Here is a 15,030-nt window from a genome sequence, read left to right on the forward strand (position 1 = left end):
GGGTTGGACGGCCGAGTCAGCGCACCTCGATCTCGACGCCCGCCGGTCCGCGCACCGCCGCGGCGCCGAGACGCTCGGCGCCGGCGGCCTCCAGGCCCCGCAGCGCCGCCGCGGGGTCCTCGGAGGCGAACACCAGCCGGCGCAGCCCCAGCGGGCCCCCGGACCGGTCCTTCGCGTCCACGCCGGTGAACGACATGATCTCCAGGCGGGCGGGCGCGTGGTCCGGCGGGACGAGGAACGTCAGGCGCAGCGCCGCGCCGGGCGGCATGCCGGTCATCCGGTCGAACGGCTCCCCCGACATCTCGCCCGCGAACAGCACCTCCAGGCCCGCGCCGGTGAAGAACGCGACCGCCGCGTCGTGGTCGTCCGGGACGAGCACCGCCGTGTGCAGCTCGCCGTGCAGCCGGGCCGGGTCGCCCTCCAGCGCCGGGCTCGGCCGGTGGCCGGCGGCGGCGCGCGGGATCGTCCACCAGACGCCGTCGGCGCCGAGCGCCACGAACTCGCTCAGCTCGGCCGCGCCGTACGGGTAGGTCACGCGGTCGCGGGACGCGCCCCCGGCGGCGTCGACCGCGGCGGCGGTCCGTTCCAGGTCGCGGGAGTAGATGCCGAGGAGCCGCGGCCCGATGTCCCAGATCCGCGGGGTGGGCTCCGCCGGGGCGTCCGGCGCGGCGACGAGGCGCAGGCGGCCGGTCGGCGCTCCCTGGACGCCGAGCAGGGCCGAGCCCGCGTCCCGCTCCAGCACGTCCATGCCGAAGGCGCGGGTGTGGAAGCCGATGGACGCCGCGAGGTCGCGGGTGGCCACCACGGCCTCGATGACCGCTCCGAGCATGCCTACCTCCATTGGAACGCCGTTCCCGAAACCGGGGACGGGCCTTGCGCCACCCGTCCCGACACAGCAACATAGACCACAATAATGAAACATCGTTCCTAAACTCGGAACAAGAAGGAGCGGGTGTGCCGTACGACGTCGTCATCATCGGAGCAGGCACCGGCGGCATCCCCTGCGCCGTGGAGGCCGCGCGGCACGGCGCCCGGGTCCTGCTCGTGGAGAAGGACGCCCGGATCGGCGGCACCCTGCACACCAGCGGCGGGCACATGTCGGCCGCCGGGACGCGGCGGCAGCGCGAGCGCGGGATCGCCGACTCGGTCGAGCGGCACCTGGCCGACATCGAGCGGATCAGCGGCGGCACCGCCCGCGCCGACCTCGTCGAACTCGCCGCGCGGCACGCGCCCGAGACCATCGACTGGCTCGACGAGCACGGGTTCGACTTCGCCCCCGAGTCGCCCCGGCTCGTCTACGGCCACGAGCCCTACGGCGTCCCGCGCACCTACTACGGCAAGGACGGCGGCCTGTCCATCCTGGCCGTCCTCAAGCGGCTGCTGGACGAGCAGGTCGCCGCGGGACGCGTCGAGCTGTGGCTGGGCAGCACCGCGATCGCCCTCACCGGCGCGCCCGGCGTCACCGTCCTGCGCAACGGGGTCGACGAGGTCGAGGTGACCGCCCCGGCGGTCGTGCTCGCCACCGGCGGCTTCGCCGCCGACCACGAGCTGTTCCAGGAGATCGAGGGCGTCCCGCTGGTCAGCGCCGCGCACCCGACGTCCACCGGGGACGGGCTCGTCATCGCACGCGAGGCGGGCGCCGCGATCGCCGGGCGCGGGCGGTACCTGCCCACGTTCGGCGGGCTGCCGCACCCCACCACCCCGGGCAAGGCGTACTACGAGGAGCGGCCGCTGCTCGTCGCGACCGAGCGGCTCCCCTGGGAGATCTACGTCGACCGCGCGGGCCGCCGCTTCGTCGCCGAGGACGAGCGGAGCATCGACCGCAAGGAGCGCGCCCTCGCCTCCGCGACCGACGGGACCTTCTGGACGGTCTTCGACGACCGGGCGCGGCTCAACTCCGTCCCCATGGTGATCGGCTGGAGCCCCGACGACGTCCTGGCGAAGGCTGGGACCCGCAAGGGCGTCCACAAGGCCGGCACGATCGCCGGGCTGGCCGCCCTCGCCGGCATCGACCCGGCCGGGCTCACCGGCACCGTGGAACGCTACAACGCGGCCGTGGCCGCCGGGCGCGACACCGAGTTCGGCCGCGCCCACCTGCCCGCGCCCATCGCGGACGGCCCCTTCTTCGCCATGGAGAACCACGGCATCACGCTGATCACCTTCTCCGGCCTGGACGTGGACGAGCGGCTGCGCGTCCGCCGCACCGACGGCACCCCGATGCCCGGCGTGCACGCGCTCGGCGAGCTGATCGGCGCCGCCGCGACCTGCGGCAACAGCTTCTGCGGCGGCATGCTGGTGACCCCGGCCCTGACCTTCGGGCGGCTCCTCGGCCGCCGCCTCGCCACCGGCGGCGGCTGAGGCGGCGCGGCCGTCCGGATCAGGGCGTCCGGGTCAGGGCGCCCGCCAGAACGGGTCGCGGCCGATGAAGCCGAGCAGGCGCGTCTGGACGTCCGCGTCGCCGGGCACCTCGACCCGGGGCCCGTACTGGCCGGACGAGCGGAGCACCTCCTCCATCCCCTCCATGCCGCCGAGGAGCTCCGCGCAGAAGCCGGCGTCGAGCCGGTCGTCCTGGCCGGTGGCCCTGGCCAGGTCCCAGGTGTGCATGAACACGTCGGCGGTGTAGAACCGGTCGATCGCGGGCGCCAGCGGCAGGGTGCCGATGTGCGGGTTGGTGAGCTTGCGGTCCGCCGTCTCCGGGTCGTCCAGCACCGCCTGCACGCCGTCGCAGTGCACCTGCCACGCGGCGACGGGGTCCGCGTCCACCGACGGCCCGGCGGGCAGCCGGAGGCCGGCGCCGGACGCCAGGAACGCGGGGAACCACTCGGTCAGGTGGCGCACCACGTCGCGGGCGGTCCAGCCGGCGACCGGGGACGGCGCGTCCCACGAGCGGGTGCCGCGGACGCGGTCGGTGAACAGCCCGGCGATCTGCCGGTGCCGGTCGGCGGGGAGGTCAGAGAGCGCCATCGGCGATCATCCTCTCCAGCTTGGCGTACCCCTCGTTCACTCCGGTCTCCATGCCGCTGCGCAGCCAGGCGTCGCGGCCCTCGAAGCTGTCGACGAGCGACTGCGCGCGCAGCCGGGTGCGGCCGTCGCCGAGGTCCTCGAACCACAGCGTCTCCAGCGCGACGCCGTCGGGCTCGCCCTCGAAGGTGAAGGTCTGCACGATGCGGCCGGGCCGCACCTCGTGGAAGCAGCCGTGGAACCAGTACTCGTCGCCGCCGCGCGCCGCGGCGTACCGCCAGCTTCCGCCGGTGCGCGCGTCCCACTGGTCGATCCGGGTGTCCATCCCGTCCGGGCCGACCCAGCGGGCGAACAGCTCGGGGTCGGTGTGGGCGCGCAGCAGCTGCTCGGGCGTCGCCGCGAAGTCACGGCTCATCCGTATGATCGGCAGTTTCGGGTCGGCCTCGATGGTCGTCTCGGTGGTCATGCTCGTCCTCCCTCATCCCCTCCAGGACGGCGTCGAGGCGGCGGTAGCGCCGCTCGACGCGGGCCCGGTGGCGCTCGATCCAGGTGTCCATCAGGTCGAGGGCCCCGATCTCCAGGCGTACCCGCCGCGGCTGCGGCCCGGCCGGCCGGCTGACGAGCCCCGCCCCTTCGAGGACCCGCAGGTGCTTGTAGACCGCCTGCAGCGACATCCGGTACGGCTCGGCGAGCTCGCCCACGGTCGCGTCGCCCTCCGAGAGCCGGGCCACGATGTCGCGCCGGGTGGGGTCCGCGAGGGCCGCGAAGACCTGCGACAGCGCGTCCGCGGTCATCGGCCCCTCCGTTTCAACTTGATGGTTTAAAGCCACCGTAGGCCGCGCCCAGGCCAGCCGTCAACCCTTCGGTTGAAAGCCCAGCTCTAACTAGGTGAGAAGGACGCGGGCCCTAGCGGGACGCGGCGGTGGCGCGGAGGGCGGCGGCGCGGCCGGCGCGGCGGCCGAAGAAGGAGCCCTCGCCGAGCTGGGTGCCCGAGCAGTAGCCCGCGCCGTCCTGGGCGATGTTGGACGCGCAGGCTCCGGCCGCGTAGAGCCCGGCGATGACCGACCCGTCGGGCCGCCGCACCTCGCCGTCCACGCTGGTGGCCATGCCGCCGAGCGTGAACCCGGCGTACAGGGCGGTGCCGAGGCTCAGGTCGTAGACGCCCCACGGCCCCCGGGTCTGCGGCGCCAGCCAGTCGGGGTGCTTGTGGAAGTCGGGGTCCTCGCCGCGTGCGGCGTGCTCGTTGTAGCGGGCCATCGTCGCGGCCAGCGAGCCGGACGGCAGCTTCAGCCCGGCCTCCATCTCCTCGATGGTCTCGTAGCCGTCCTTCAGCGGGACGAGCGGCATCCGCTGCTCCTCCATGTGGTCGCTGTCGGCGATCAGGTACGCCGTCGCGTCCGGCTGCCGGAGCACGAAGTAGGAGGTGCGGGCGTGGTAGCTGTCCTCGGCGACGAACCGCTCACCGCGGTTGTTGACGATCAGCCCCTTGACCAGCGACGACGGCGGGTAGAACGGCGCGGTGATGAAGGGCTCGTCCATGTGCTCCAGCGCTGCGCCGACCGACTGGCCGAGCCGGATCCCGAGCCCGTCGTCGTAGCTTCCGCCCAGCGTGAACAGCTTGCCGCCGAGGGCCGGCGTGTAGGCGGCGACCATGTCGGGGTTCATCACGAACCCGCCGGCCGCGATCACCACGGCGGCGGCTCCGACCACGCCGGTCTCGTCGTACCTGCGCCACGCGACACCGGTGACCGCGCCGTCCTCGGCGGCCACCAGGTTGGTCGCGCCCGTCTCGTAGCGGACCTCGACGCCGGCCTCCTCGACCCGGTCCCGCAGCAGGTCCATCACGATCTTGGTGCCCTCGGTGTCGCCCGGCACCGGCACCTTGTGGCCACGCGGCGCCGGCGGGACCTCGTCGCGGAACGGCCACACCTTCTCGTTGCCGGTGAACATCAGGCCCTCGGTGCCGGGCTGGATCACCGCCTTGCCCGGGAAGTAGGACCGCTCGAACCGGAACCCGAGCGCCTCCAGCCAGTCGAAGTGGGCGACCGACCCCTCGCAGTAGACCCGGATCTTCTCCTCGTCGGGGTCCTTGGTGCTCGCCGCCAGGTACCGCGCCATCGCCTCGACGGTGTCCTCGTGGCCGGTGGCCCGCTGGACGGCCGTGCCGCCGCCGAGGTAGAAGTGGCCGCCCGACATGCTGGACGTGCCGCCGTGCACGGCCGCGCGCTCCAGCAGCAGCACGCGGGCGCCCGAGCGCGCGGCCTCCAGCGCGGCGCAGCCGCCGGCGATCCCGAACCCGACGACGACCACGTCGAAGCGCTCGGCGCCGCCGGGCAGGTCCGCCGCCGGCAGCACCTGTGGGACGGCCAGTCCCGGAGAGGGGTGTGCGTCCATCGCTCCTCGCCTCGCTCAGCCCTTGTGCGGGATCTGGTTGACGGTGCCGCCGTCGATGACGAACTCCGCTCCGGTGGCGTAGGACGACTCGTCGCTCGCGAGGAACACCACGAACGAGGCGACGTCCTCCGGCTGCCCGGGACGCCCGAGCGGGATCGGGACCATGTCGTCGGGGATGCCCTCGGTGATCGGCGTGCGGATCAGCCCCGGGTGCAGCGAGTTGACCCGGACGCCGTGCGGCGCGAGCTCGACGGCGACCGACTTGGTCAGGCCGCGCAGGCCCCACTTGGAGGCCACGTAGCCGTGCGCCCAGGAGGTGCCGCGCAGCCCCTCGATGGAGGAGTTGTTGATGATCGAGCCGCCGCCGGCCGCGATCAGCGCGTCGGCGGCGGCGCGGATGCCGAGGAACGGGCCGGTCAGGTTGACGTCGATGATCTTCTGCCACTTCTCCAGCGAGAAGCGGGTGATGGCGGCCCCGTTGGCGATGCCCGCGTTGTTGAACAGCACGTTCAGGCGGCCGAACTCGCCGACGGCCGCGGCGACGGCGGCCGTCCAGTCCTCCGGGCTCGTCACGTCGAGGTGCACGTAGCGGCACGCCTCGCCGAGCTCGGCCGCGACGGCGCGGCCCTCGTCGTCGAGGATGTCGCCGATCACGACCCGCGCGCCCTCGGCGGCGAGCGCCCGCGCGGCGGCCGCCCCGATGCCGCGCGCGCCGCCGCTGACCAGGGCGACCTTCCCGTCCACACGTCCCATCGCCGGTGTCCTCTCCTCGGTGTGCCTCAGCCGGCCAGCGCCGCCGCGAACACGCCGCGGGCGGTGTTGAAGGGCAGGTCGAGCGGTGTCCGCAGGCCCGGCGGCGCCGCGACGACGTCGGGGACGGCGTTGACGATGCGCCCGGCGCCCGCCGCGATCGCCGCGTAGTTGTGGTCGCCGCGCGCGCTGGACGGGCAGACGTCGACGCGGTAGGACGGCTCGCCGGTGATCTCGACCCGGTAGGAGCCGCCGTCCTGCGCGGGCCGGGGCCAGTCGGGGCGCAGGTCGGCGCGCAGCCGGGTGGTGTGGTCGATGACCAGCACCTCCTTGCCGGCGGCGACGCCGGCGATCTGGAACCGCATGGCCGCGACGCCGCCCGCGGGGATGTGCCCGGCGGCCACGTCGAACGCCTCCGGGGCGGGCTCCTGCTCGAACCGCTCGGTGATGTCGTCCAGCTCGAAGCCGAAGCCGCGGGCCAGCATCCGGAGGCTGACGCCCCAGGACGCCGCCAGCATCCCCGGCCTGAACATCTTCGGCAGGTCGCCCACCGGGCGGCCGAAGCCCATGAAGTCGAAGATGACCGGGGCGCCGTCGTAGGTCGCGTAGTCGGCGATCTCCGAGCAGCGCACCCGCTCCACCCGCTGGCAGGTGCTCGCGATCGCGAAGGGCAGCAGGTCGTTGATCCAGCCGGGGTCGACCCCGGTGGCGAACAGGCTCGTCCCGCCGGCGCGGCAGGCGTCCTCGATCGGGGCGATCATGCGGTCCGGCAGCACGCCCCAGGGGTGGATCAGCGGCACCGGCGAGGACGCGACGACGTCGCTGCCCGAGGCGAGGATCCTCCGGAGGTCGTCGAGCGCCTCGAACAGGCGGGTCTCGCCGAGCGCGCAGTAGACGGTGCAGTCCGGACGCAGGGCCAGCGCCGCGTCCAGGTCGGCGGTGGCGGTCACGCCGGTGACCGCGTCCAGGCCCGCGAGGTCCCCGGCGTCCCGCCCGACCTTCTCCGGGTTCGACACGACCAGCCCGGCCAGCTCGAAGCGGGGGTCCTCGATCAGCTGCGACAGGGCGATGCGGCCGACGTTGCCGGTCGCCACATGAAGGACGCGGATGGCCATGGTGCTCCTCGGCGCGGGCTGGTCAGCTGCCTGGACAGGTGTCCACCCTAGAGCCGGGCCGGGCGGCGCCGCAATGGCGCCGGACGGGAGCCGTCTCGGCCGGACAGCTGTCCAGTCACTATTCCAGAATTGGTAGAACGCGTTCTAGTATGGCGTCCATGCGCAACGGAATCGTGCTCTTCACCTCGGACCGCGGCATCACCCCGGCGGCACTGGCCAAGGCCGCCGAAGAGCGCGGCTTCGACACCTTCTACGTGCCCGAGCACACCCATATCCCGGTCCGCCGGGACGCGCTGCACCCCACCGGCGGCGCAGACCTGCCCGACGACCGCTACACCCGCACCCTCGACCCGTGGGTGTCGCTGGCGACCGCCGCCGCGGTGACCTCCCGGATCGGCCTGGCGACCGCGGTCGCGCTGCCGGTGGAGTCCGACCCGATCACCCTCGCCAAGACGCTCGCGACCCTGGACCACCTGTCCGGCGGCCGGGTGACGGTCGGCGCCGGGTTCGGGTGGAACACCGACGAGCTGGCCGACCACCACGTCCCGGCCGCCAAGCGGCGCACCGTGCTCAAGGAGTACCTGGAGGCGATGCGCGCGCTGTGGACGCAGGAGGAGGCGTCCTACGACGGCGAGTTCGTGTCGTTCGGCCCCAGCTGGGCCTACCCGAAGCCCCCGCAGGGCCGCATCCCGGTGATCATCGGCGCGGGCGGCGGGCCCAAGACCATGAAGTGGATCGCCCGCCACGCCGACGGCTGGATGACCACCCCGATCGAGACGGACATCGCCGAACGGGTCGCCCTGCTGCGCGAGGAGTGGGACGAGGCGGGCCGCGCCGGCGAGCCCGACGTGCGGATCCTGGTCGCGAAGAAGCCCACCCCCAACGACCTCGCCGAGTGGGAGGCCGCCGGCGCCGGCGAACTGATCTGGGGCGTGCCCGACGCCGACGAGGCCGCCGTGCTCACGTACCTGGACAAGACCGCCGCCCGGCTCGGCCTGACCCAGAGCTGACGACCGACGGGCCCAGAGCTGACGACCAAGGAGACCGGCAGATGACCCCTGCGCCCCCGCCGAGCCGCTACGCCGCCCTGTCCCGGGAGCTGCTCGCGGCCGCCGTCCCCGAGCTGCTGCTGATCGGGCAGCTCATCGACCGCTCCGGGATGGCGTGGTGCATCTCCGCCTTCGGACGGGAGGAGATGGCGCGGATCGCGATCGAGGAGTGGGCGGCCTCAAGCCCGATCTACACCCGCCGGATGCAGCGGGCGCTCGGCTACGCCCCCGAGGTCCCCGGCAAGGGCGACGTCCCGACCATCTTCAAGGGCCTCCAGCTCGACATCGGCGCTCCCCCGCAGTTCATGGACTTCCGCTACACGGTCCACGACCGGTGGCACGGCGAGTTCCACCTCGACCATTGCGGCGCCCTCATGGACGTCGAGCCCATGGGCGAGGACTACGTCCGCTCCATGTGCCACGACATCGAGGACCCCACCTTCGACGCGACCGCCGTCGCCACCAACCCCAGGGCGCAGGTGCGTCCGATCCACCGGCCGCCGCGCCTGCCCGCCGACCGGCACCCCCACTGCGCGTGGACGGTCACCATCGACGACGCGCACCCGGAGGCGCGGGGCATCCCCCTGCTGGCCGTCAACGAGCGGTCCCGCGCCGCGACCCTCGAACTCGCGCCGATCGACCCCGCCGGGGACGGCCTCGCCGACTACTCCGGCCCGCTGCTGTCCGACCTGGACTTCGCCGCGTTCTCCCACTCCGCGCTTGCCCGGATCGCCGACGAGGTGTGCCTGCAGATGCACCTGCTCGACCGCGCCTTCGCGCTCGCCGTCGCCGAGCGCGCCGACGGCGCCGACGCGCTGCTGCGGATCCGCCGCAAGCAGCTCGTGGGCATCGCCGGCATCGCCGCCGAACGGCTCGCCCGCGCGCTGGACCTGCCGGGCGACGAGCGGGGCGCGGCCCGCGCACTCGCCCTGCACCCGCTCCTCAACCCCGCCGCCTACGTCGACGCCGGCATCGACGGCGCGACGGTCGCCGTCCGGCCGTCCCCCGCCCACGAGGACGGCGCCTGGATCTCGCTGTGCGGCCCCGGCTGGACGGACGCGCTCCAGGCCGTGGTCCGCGCCGTGGACCCGCACCTCGACGTCGAGGTCACCGGGGACGGCCCGGGATGGCGGCTGACCGTCGTCCGCCGCGAGGAGCCGGCCCCCGAGTCCGGCGAGGTCGCCGTCGTCCGGTTCAGCACCGGCGCCGGCTTCGCCTTCGAGCCGCGCCGGCCGCTGCCGATCACACCCGTCTGACCGCGGCGGGGCGTCGGGGGCGGGCGGGTCAGAAGGGGAACTCGCGGTCCTGGTCGCGGACGGTGACCCACTGGAGCTCGCAGAACTCCTCGGCCGCGAACCCCAGCCCGAACCGGCCCCAGCCGGTGTCCTTGACGCCGCCGAACGGCATCTGCGGCTCGTCGTTGACGGGCTGGTCGTTGACGTGGACGATGCCGACGTCGAGCGCCGCGGCCAGCCGCAGCCCGCGCCGCCGGTCGCCGGTGATGACCGAGGCGACGAGCCCGAAGTCGGAGGCGTTGGCGCGGGCGACGGCCTCCTCGGCGGAGTCGACCGCCTCCAGCACCACCACGGGGCCGAACGTCTCGCCCTGCGCGATCTCGGCCTCGTCCGGCACGTCGGCGAGCACGGTGGCCGGGTAGCACGGCGGGCGCGGGTCGCCGCCGGCCAGCACGCGGGCGCCGAGCCCGACCGCCTCCTTGACGCGCCGGTCGATGAGCGCGAGCGCCCACTCGTTGATCACCGGGCCCACGACGGTCGCCGGGTCGGACGGGTCGCCCGTCGGCAGCGCCGCGGCCCGGGCGGCGAACCGCTCGGCGAACTCCTCCATCAGCGGGCGCTCGACGTAGACGCGCCTGGCGCACATGCACACCTGCCCCTGGTGCACGAACGCGCCGTAGACGGCGGCGTCCACGGCGTAGCCGAGGTCGGCGTCGCCCGCGACGATGAGCGGGTTCTGCCCGCTGAGCTGGAGCACCACCCGCTTGAGGTGCCGGCCCGCCTTCTCCGCGAGGCGCCGGCCGGTCGGGGTGGAGCCGGTGAAGTTGATCCGCCGGACGAGCGGGCTGGCGAGCAGCGCGTCGCCGATCCCGCCGGCCTCGCCGGGCGCGTGGGTGACGACGTTGAGCACCCCGGCGGGCAGGCCGGCCTCGTGCAGGATCTCCGCCCAGAGCGCGCCGCCGGTGTACGGGGCGTCCTCCGACGGCTTGAGCACCACGGTGTTGCCGAGCGCGAGCGGCCCGACGATGCCCCGCCCGGCGAGGGTGAGGGAGGCGTTCCACGGCGCGATCGCCGCGACCACGCCCACCGGCCGCCGCACGGCCATCGCGCTGGTGCCCTCGACGTCCGACGGCAGCAGCTCCCCCGCCGGGCGGTACGCCAGCTGCGCGGCCTGGCGGAGCAGCCGGACGGCGAAGCCGAGCTGCACGCCGCCGAAGACGGCGCCGCAGCCGGTCTCGGCGGCCAGCGCGGCGAGCACCTCGGCGCCGCGCCGCTCCAGGACGTCGGCCGCGCGCAGGAAGACCAGCTGCCGCTCGTGCGGCGGCGTCCGCGCCCACCCGTCGAACGCCGCGCGGGCCGCCGCCACGGCCCGGTCGGCGTCCTCGATGTCGCCGGCGGCGACCTCGCTGAGCGTCTCGCCCGACCACGGGGAGCGGTTCAGGTAGGAGCGCCCGGACGCGGACTCCGCCCACTCCCCGCCGATGAAGTGCCCGACGCGCGGCTTGCGCCAGCCGTTCCCGTTCGGCTCCGCTTCGGCCATGGGGGTCGGTTCTCCTCGCTCGCGTCGTCGCACCGGCCCCAGAAGACTGCCATCCCTGCCGTGGTGGTCAAAAACGTTCGGATATATGGAACTTCCGAGCCGTATTCTGACCGCGTGACCGACGACGACTCCCCCCGCAGGCGCGCCCGGCCCGCCGCCGACCCCACGTTCTCCGCGTCGCTGGAGCGCGGGCTGCGCGTTCTGTCCGCCTTCACCGGCAGCCGCTCGGTGCTGGGCATCGCCGACCTCGCCCGGGCCGCGGGGCTGACCAAGAGCACGACGCACCGGTACGTGGCCACGCTGACCAAGCTCGGCTACCTCCAGCAGGACCCGGAGACCAAGAAGTACTCCCTGGGCCCGCGCGCGGTGGACCTCGGGTTCGCGGCGATCGACTCCATGGAGCTGACGAGCCTCGCCGGTCCGCCGCTCCAGGCGCTGGCCGACGAGACCGGCTACACCGCCAGCCTGGAGCTGAGCGACGGCCCCGACGTCGTCTACGTCGACCGGCGGCGCAGCGGCCGGCGCAGCGCGCTCGCCATGGACCTCAACCTGCACGTGGGGTCGCGGCTGCCCGCCTACTGCACGTCGATGGGCAAGGTGCTGCTGGCCTACAAGGACGCGGCGGAGCTGCGGCAGCTCCTCGACCGCACCGACATGGCGCGCCGGGGGCCGAAGACGATCACCAACCGGGAGCAGCTCACCGCCGCGCTCGCCCGGGTGCGGCAGAGCGGCGTGGCGGTCAACGACGAGGAGCTCGCGCCGGGCCTGCGCTCGTTCGCCGCGCCGGTCCGCGACCGCTCGGGCGCGGTCATCGCGGCGGTCAACGTGGCCGTCCACCTGACCGTCGCGCCCGCGTCGGTCGAGGCCCTCGCCGGACGCGTGGAGCCGCCGCTGCGGCGCGCCGCCGCCGAGATCTCCCGGCGGCTCGGCCATCGCCCCATGTCAGAGCCGCGTTCCAAATAGCAAAGTAGCGTTCGAGCCCTCGGAACATGCTGTTGCCCCGCAGGTGGGGGGCCCGTACGGTCACGTCAACTTTCCGCCGCCCGGGCCGCGACCCCTCGGCCGCGCGGCGGCAGAGCCAGGTGTTCCCCCGAGCAACCGCGGCGTTCCCGAGCACGAAGGACCAGCCCGTCCTGCCCCGGAGCGCCGCGGCGACAAGGAGTTGGGCGTGAGCGAGTTCTCGACGCGCGGACTGAACCGCCGTTCCTTCCTCAAGACGGCCGCCGTCCTCGGCGGCACGTCGCTGGCGACCGCGTGCGGCGGGCTGAAGGGCACCGGCAGCACGTCGTCGGACGTCCTCAAGATCGGCTACGTCAGCCCGCAGACCGGACCGCTGGCCGGCTTCGCCACCGCCGACAACTTCGTGGTCGAGCAGGTCAAGAACGCGCTCCGCAACGGCTTCACCTCCGGCGGCAGGAAGCGCCGGATCGAGATCGTCGTCAAGGACACCCAGTCCAACCCCAACCGCGCCACCGAGGTCACCCGCGAGCTGATCAACAGCGACAAGGTGGACCTCATCGTCGGCTCGTCCACCCCGGACACCACCAACCCCGTCGCCGACCAGTGCGAGGCCAACGGCGTCCCGAACGTCACCACGATCGCCCCCTGGGAGGCGTGGTTCCACGGGCGCAACGGCAAGGACGGCGAGGGCTTCAAGTACACGACGCTGTTCTTCTTCGGCATGCAGGAGTTCGGCGACTGCTTCTTCCCCATGTGGGAGCGCATGGACGTCGGCAACAAGAACGTCGCGGCGCTGTGGCCCAACGACACCGACGCCAACGCCTTCCGGCAGGGCCTCGGCCCGATGATGAAGAAGGCCGGCTACACCCCGGTCGACGGCGGCGCCTACCAGAACGGCGCCACCGACTTCACCGCGCAGATCGCCAAGTTCAAGGAGTCCGGCGCCGAGCTGTTCACCTGCACGCCGATCCCGCCGGACTTCCAGACCTTCTGGAAGCAGGCCCGGCAGCAGGGCTTCGCGCCGAAGCTCGCCACCGTCGCCAAGGTCATGCTGTTCCCGTCCGAGGCGGAGGCGCTCGGCCGGCTCACCGACAACATCGCCACCGACTTCTGGTGGAGCCCGGCGCACCCGTACAAGTCCGTCTTGGACGGCCGCAGCGCCCGGCAGCTCGCCGACGACTTCGCCGCGTCCACCGGCAAGCAGTGGACGCAGGCGCTCGGCTCGGTCTACTCGCTGTTCGAGATCGCCGTCCAGGCGTTCAAGGACGCGGGCGACCCGAAGGACCGCGACGAGGTGGCCTCCAAGCTCCGCTCGATGAAGATCGAGTGCATGAGCGGGAAGCTGGACTTCACCACCGGCCCGCAGCCCGGCATCGCGATCCAGCACCCGGTCGGCGGGCAGTGGCGCAAGGGCGCCAAGTTCCCCTGGGACGTCGTCATCGTGGACAACACGGCCAACAAGGAGGTCCCCGTCGGCGGCGACCTCAAGCCCACCAACGCCTGATCGGCCCGCGTCGATGACAGATCCGCTGCTGCATCTCGACGGCGTCACCAAGAGCTTCGGCAAGGTGACCGTCGCCGAGGACCTGACGCTCCGCGTCCGGCCGGGCGAGGCGCTCGGGATCGTGGGGCCGAACGGCGCCGGCAAGTCCAGCCTGTTCGCCATGATCTCCGGCGACCTGCGGCCCGACGCCGGCGCGGTGCGGTTCGCCGGGCGGGACGTCACCGGCGTCCCGCCGCACGCCCGCACCCGGGCCGGCGTCGGCCGCACCTACCAGGTGCCCCGGCCGTTCGAGCACCTCACCGCGTTCGAGAACGTCCTCGTCTGCGCGCACCAGGGCGCGGCGCTCAAGGGCCGCCGGGCGCAGGCCCACGCCATGGAGGTGCTGGAGCGCACCGGCCTGGCCGACCTCGCCAACACCCCCGGCGGGCGGCTCACCCTGCTCCAGCGCAAGCGCCTGGAGGTCGCGCGCGGCCTGGCCACCTCCCCCACGCTGCTGCTGCTGGACGAGGTCGCCGGCGGGCTGACCGAGCCGGAGGTGCTGGAGCTCGTCGCGATCATCAAGGACCTGCACGCCGGCGGCCTCGGCATCGTCTGGATCGAGCACGTCGTCCACGCCCTGGTCAAGACCGTGGACCGGATGGTGTGCCTGGCCGGCGGCGCCCTGGTCGCCGACGGCGCGCCGATGGACGTGCTCGCCGACCGGCGGGTGCGCGAGCTGTACCTGGGCGGCGGCCCGGAGACGGGCCTGCCCGAGGAAGGAGGCGAGGCGCCGTGACGCTGCTGTCGGTCCGCGACCTCACCGTCCACCACGGCCAGCTGCGCGCCGTGGACGCGCTCGGCCTGGACGTCGCGAAGGGCGAGGTCCTGGCGATCATCGGCGCCAACGGCGCGGGCAAGTCGACGCTGCTGCGCGCCCTGGCCGGGCTGAACCCGCCGACCTCCGGCTCCGTCCTCCTGGACGGCCGCGACATCACCCGGCTGCCCGCGCACCGGCGGGTGGCCGAGGGGATCGCGCTGGTGCCGGAGGGCCGGCGCCTGTTCCACTCCCTCACGGTGGAGGAGAACCTGCTGGCGGGCGCGTACCGCAAGCGCCCCGGCCCCTGGACGGTCGCCGCCGTCCACGAGCTGTTCCCGTGGATGGCCGACCGCCGCGGGCAGAACGCCTCCCAGCTGTCCGGCGGCGAGCAGCAGGCCGTGGCCATCGGCCGCGCGCTGCTGTCCAACCCGGATTTGCTGCTCATCGACGAGCTGTCGCTCGGCCTCGCGCCGGTGGTCGTCCGCCGCATCTACGAGCTCCTGCCGGAGATCGTGGGCGCCGGCACCACGGCGCTGATCGTCGAGCAGGACGTCTCGCAGGCCATGCGGGTCGCCGACCACGTGCACTGCCTCCTCGAAGGCCGGTCGGTGCTGTCCGGCCGGCCCGCCGACCTGACCGCCGAGCAGGTCGAGCACGCCTACTTCGGCATCGGCACGGACCCGGGCGCCGCGGCGGCGCCCGCGGGCCGGGAAGGACACGACTGAC

The 15,030-nt window shown here is 73.8% G+C and carries 15 protein-coding genes; 7 read left to right on the forward strand and 8 right to left on the reverse strand.

The genetic code is table 11. From position 1 onward, the window contains the following. Positions 1 to 16 precede the first annotated feature (16 nt). On the reverse strand, positions 17 to 829 hold the full coding sequence (locus ACGFI1_RS23165) for a VOC family protein (protein WP_392787726.1): 813 nt from the start codon (positions 827 to 829) through the stop codon (positions 17 to 19). Between the two features lie 125 nt (positions 830 to 954). Here ACGFI1_RS23165 and ACGFI1_RS23170 point away from each other — a divergent pair, with 125 nt between their 5' ends. Next, on the forward strand, positions 955 to 2,358 hold the full coding sequence (locus ACGFI1_RS23170; protein WP_392787729.1) for an FAD-dependent oxidoreductase: 1,404 nt from the start codon (positions 955 to 957) through the stop codon (positions 2,356 to 2,358). A gap of 33 nt (positions 2,359 to 2,391) precedes the next feature. Here ACGFI1_RS23170 and ACGFI1_RS23175 read toward each other — a convergent pair whose 3' ends face one another. From ACGFI1_RS23175 to ACGFI1_RS23200, 6 genes are all read right to left on the reverse strand, one after another. Beyond that, positions 2,392 to 2,964, reverse strand: coding sequence for a TIGR03086 family metal-binding protein (locus tag ACGFI1_RS23175; RefSeq protein WP_392787732.1), 573 nt, complete (start codon positions 2,962 to 2,964; stop codon positions 2,392 to 2,394). Further along, on the reverse strand, positions 2,951 to 3,427 hold the full coding sequence (locus ACGFI1_RS23180; RefSeq protein WP_301176482.1) for an SRPBCC family protein: 477 nt from the start codon (positions 3,425 to 3,427) through the stop codon (positions 2,951 to 2,953). The genes ACGFI1_RS23175 and ACGFI1_RS23180 overlap by 14 nt, the downstream gene beginning before the upstream one ends. Continuing rightward, positions 3,366 to 3,755, reverse strand: coding sequence for an ArsR/SmtB family transcription factor (locus tag ACGFI1_RS23185; protein ID WP_138632922.1), 390 nt, complete (start codon positions 3,753 to 3,755; stop codon positions 3,366 to 3,368). Before ACGFI1_RS23185 ends, ACGFI1_RS23180 begins: the two co-directional genes overlap by 62 nt. Positions 3,756 to 3,867: 112 nt before the next feature. Next, on the reverse strand, positions 3,868 to 5,355 hold the full coding sequence (locus ACGFI1_RS23190; protein ID WP_392787735.1) for an FAD-binding protein: 1,488 nt from the start codon (positions 5,353 to 5,355) through the stop codon (positions 3,868 to 3,870). 15 nt (positions 5,356 to 5,370) lie between these two features. Continuing rightward, complete coding sequence (locus ACGFI1_RS23195; RefSeq protein ID WP_301176480.1) at positions 5,371 to 6,108, reverse strand: glucose 1-dehydrogenase; 738 nt, start codon at positions 6,106 to 6,108, stop codon at positions 5,371 to 5,373. A gap of 26 nt (positions 6,109 to 6,134) precedes the next feature. Further along, positions 6,135 to 7,220 (reverse strand): NAD(P)H-dependent amine dehydrogenase family protein, encoded by a 1,086-nt coding sequence (locus ACGFI1_RS23200; protein ID WP_392787738.1) that lies wholly within the window; start codon positions 7,218 to 7,220, stop codon positions 6,135 to 6,137. Positions 7,221 to 7,378: 158 nt separating this feature from the next. Here ACGFI1_RS23200 and ACGFI1_RS23205 point away from each other — a divergent pair, with 158 nt between their 5' ends. Together ACGFI1_RS23205 and ACGFI1_RS23210 are read left to right on the forward strand one after the other, a co-directional pair. Then, positions 7,379 to 8,230 (forward strand): LLM class F420-dependent oxidoreductase, encoded by an 852-nt coding sequence (locus ACGFI1_RS23205; protein WP_392787740.1) that lies wholly within the window; start codon positions 7,379 to 7,381, stop codon positions 8,228 to 8,230. 41 nt (positions 8,231 to 8,271) lie between these two features. Then, positions 8,272 to 9,525, forward strand: coding sequence for a hypothetical protein (locus ACGFI1_RS23210; protein ID WP_392787743.1), 1,254 nt, complete (start codon positions 8,272 to 8,274; stop codon positions 9,523 to 9,525). 28 nt (positions 9,526 to 9,553) lie between these two features. On the opposite strand, the gene ACGFI1_RS23215 is transcribed toward ACGFI1_RS23210, so the two are convergent. Next, positions 9,554 to 11,044, reverse strand: coding sequence for an aldehyde dehydrogenase family protein (locus tag ACGFI1_RS23215; protein ID WP_301176476.1), 1,491 nt, complete (start codon positions 11,042 to 11,044; stop codon positions 9,554 to 9,556). Positions 11,045 to 11,158: 114 nt separating this feature from the next. On the opposite strand from ACGFI1_RS23215, the gene ACGFI1_RS23220 reads away from it, so the two are divergent. The 4 genes from ACGFI1_RS23220 (at position 11,159) to ACGFI1_RS23235 (ending at position 15,029) form a co-directional block, all read left to right on the forward strand. Further along, positions 11,159 to 12,007 carry an IclR family transcriptional regulator gene (locus ACGFI1_RS23220; RefSeq protein WP_392787745.1) on the forward strand — a complete coding sequence of 283 codons (849 nt, stop codon included), beginning with the start codon at positions 11,159 to 11,161 and terminating at the stop codon, positions 12,005 to 12,007. A 205-nt stretch (positions 12,008 to 12,212) separates the two neighbouring features. Continuing rightward, positions 12,213 to 13,508 carry an ABC transporter substrate-binding protein gene (locus tag ACGFI1_RS23225; RefSeq protein ID WP_392787747.1) on the forward strand — a complete coding sequence of 432 codons (1,296 nt, stop codon included), beginning with the start codon at positions 12,213 to 12,215 and terminating at the stop codon, positions 13,506 to 13,508. Positions 13,509 to 13,521: 13 nt separating this feature from the next. Beyond that, a complete protein-coding gene (locus ACGFI1_RS23230) occupies positions 13,522 to 14,283 on the forward strand; it encodes an ABC transporter ATP-binding protein (protein WP_387073328.1) in 762 nt (253 codons plus the stop codon). Next, entirely contained in the window at positions 14,280 to 15,029 is a 750-nt protein-coding gene (locus tag ACGFI1_RS23235; RefSeq protein WP_387073330.1) for an ABC transporter ATP-binding protein, read from the forward strand. The genes ACGFI1_RS23230 and ACGFI1_RS23235 overlap by 4 nt, the downstream gene beginning before the upstream one ends. Position 15,030: the final 1 nt, after the last annotated feature.

This window comes from Actinomadura geliboluensis (assembly GCF_043197915.1).
Lineage (GTDB): Bacteria > Actinomycetota > Actinomycetes > Streptosporangiales > Streptosporangiaceae > Spirillospora > Spirillospora geliboluensis.

Excerpts from the sequence above, each read along its gene's own strand:
- ACGFI1_RS23190 (WP_392787735.1), bottom strand. The coding sequence starts at position 5,355 with ATGGACGCACACCCCTCTCCGGGACTGGCCGTCCCACAGGTGCTGCCG.
- ACGFI1_RS23180 (WP_301176482.1), bottom strand. The coding sequence starts at position 3,427 with ATGACCACCGAGACGACCATCGAGGCCGACCCGAAACTGCCGATCATA.
- ACGFI1_RS23230 (WP_387073328.1), top strand. The coding sequence starts at position 13,522 with ATGACAGATCCGCTGCTGCATCTCGACGGCGTCACCAAGAGCTTCGGC.
- ACGFI1_RS23215 (WP_301176476.1), bottom strand. The coding sequence starts at position 11,044 with ATGGCCGAAGCGGAGCCGAACGGGAACGGCTGGCGCAAGCCGCGCGTC.
- ACGFI1_RS23165 (WP_392787726.1), bottom strand. The coding sequence starts at position 829 with ATGCTCGGAGCGGTCATCGAGGCCGTGGTGGCCACCCGCGACCTCGCG.
- ACGFI1_RS23195 (WP_301176480.1), bottom strand. The coding sequence starts at position 6,108 with ATGGGACGTGTGGACGGGAAGGTCGCCCTGGTCAGCGGCGGCGCGCGC.
- ACGFI1_RS23185 (WP_138632922.1), bottom strand. The coding sequence starts at position 3,755 with ATGACCGCGGACGCGCTGTCGCAGGTCTTCGCGGCCCTCGCGGACCCC.
- ACGFI1_RS23175 (WP_392787732.1), bottom strand. The coding sequence starts at position 2,964 with ATGGCGCTCTCTGACCTCCCCGCCGACCGGCACCGGCAGATCGCCGGG.
- ACGFI1_RS23200 (WP_392787738.1), bottom strand. The coding sequence starts at position 7,220 with ATGGCCATCCGCGTCCTTCATGTGGCGACCGGCAACGTCGGCCGCATC.
- ACGFI1_RS23210 (WP_392787743.1), top strand. The coding sequence starts at position 8,272 with ATGACCCCTGCGCCCCCGCCGAGCCGCTACGCCGCCCTGTCCCGGGAG.
- ACGFI1_RS23205 (WP_392787740.1), top strand. The coding sequence starts at position 7,379 with ATGCGCAACGGAATCGTGCTCTTCACCTCGGACCGCGGCATCACCCCG.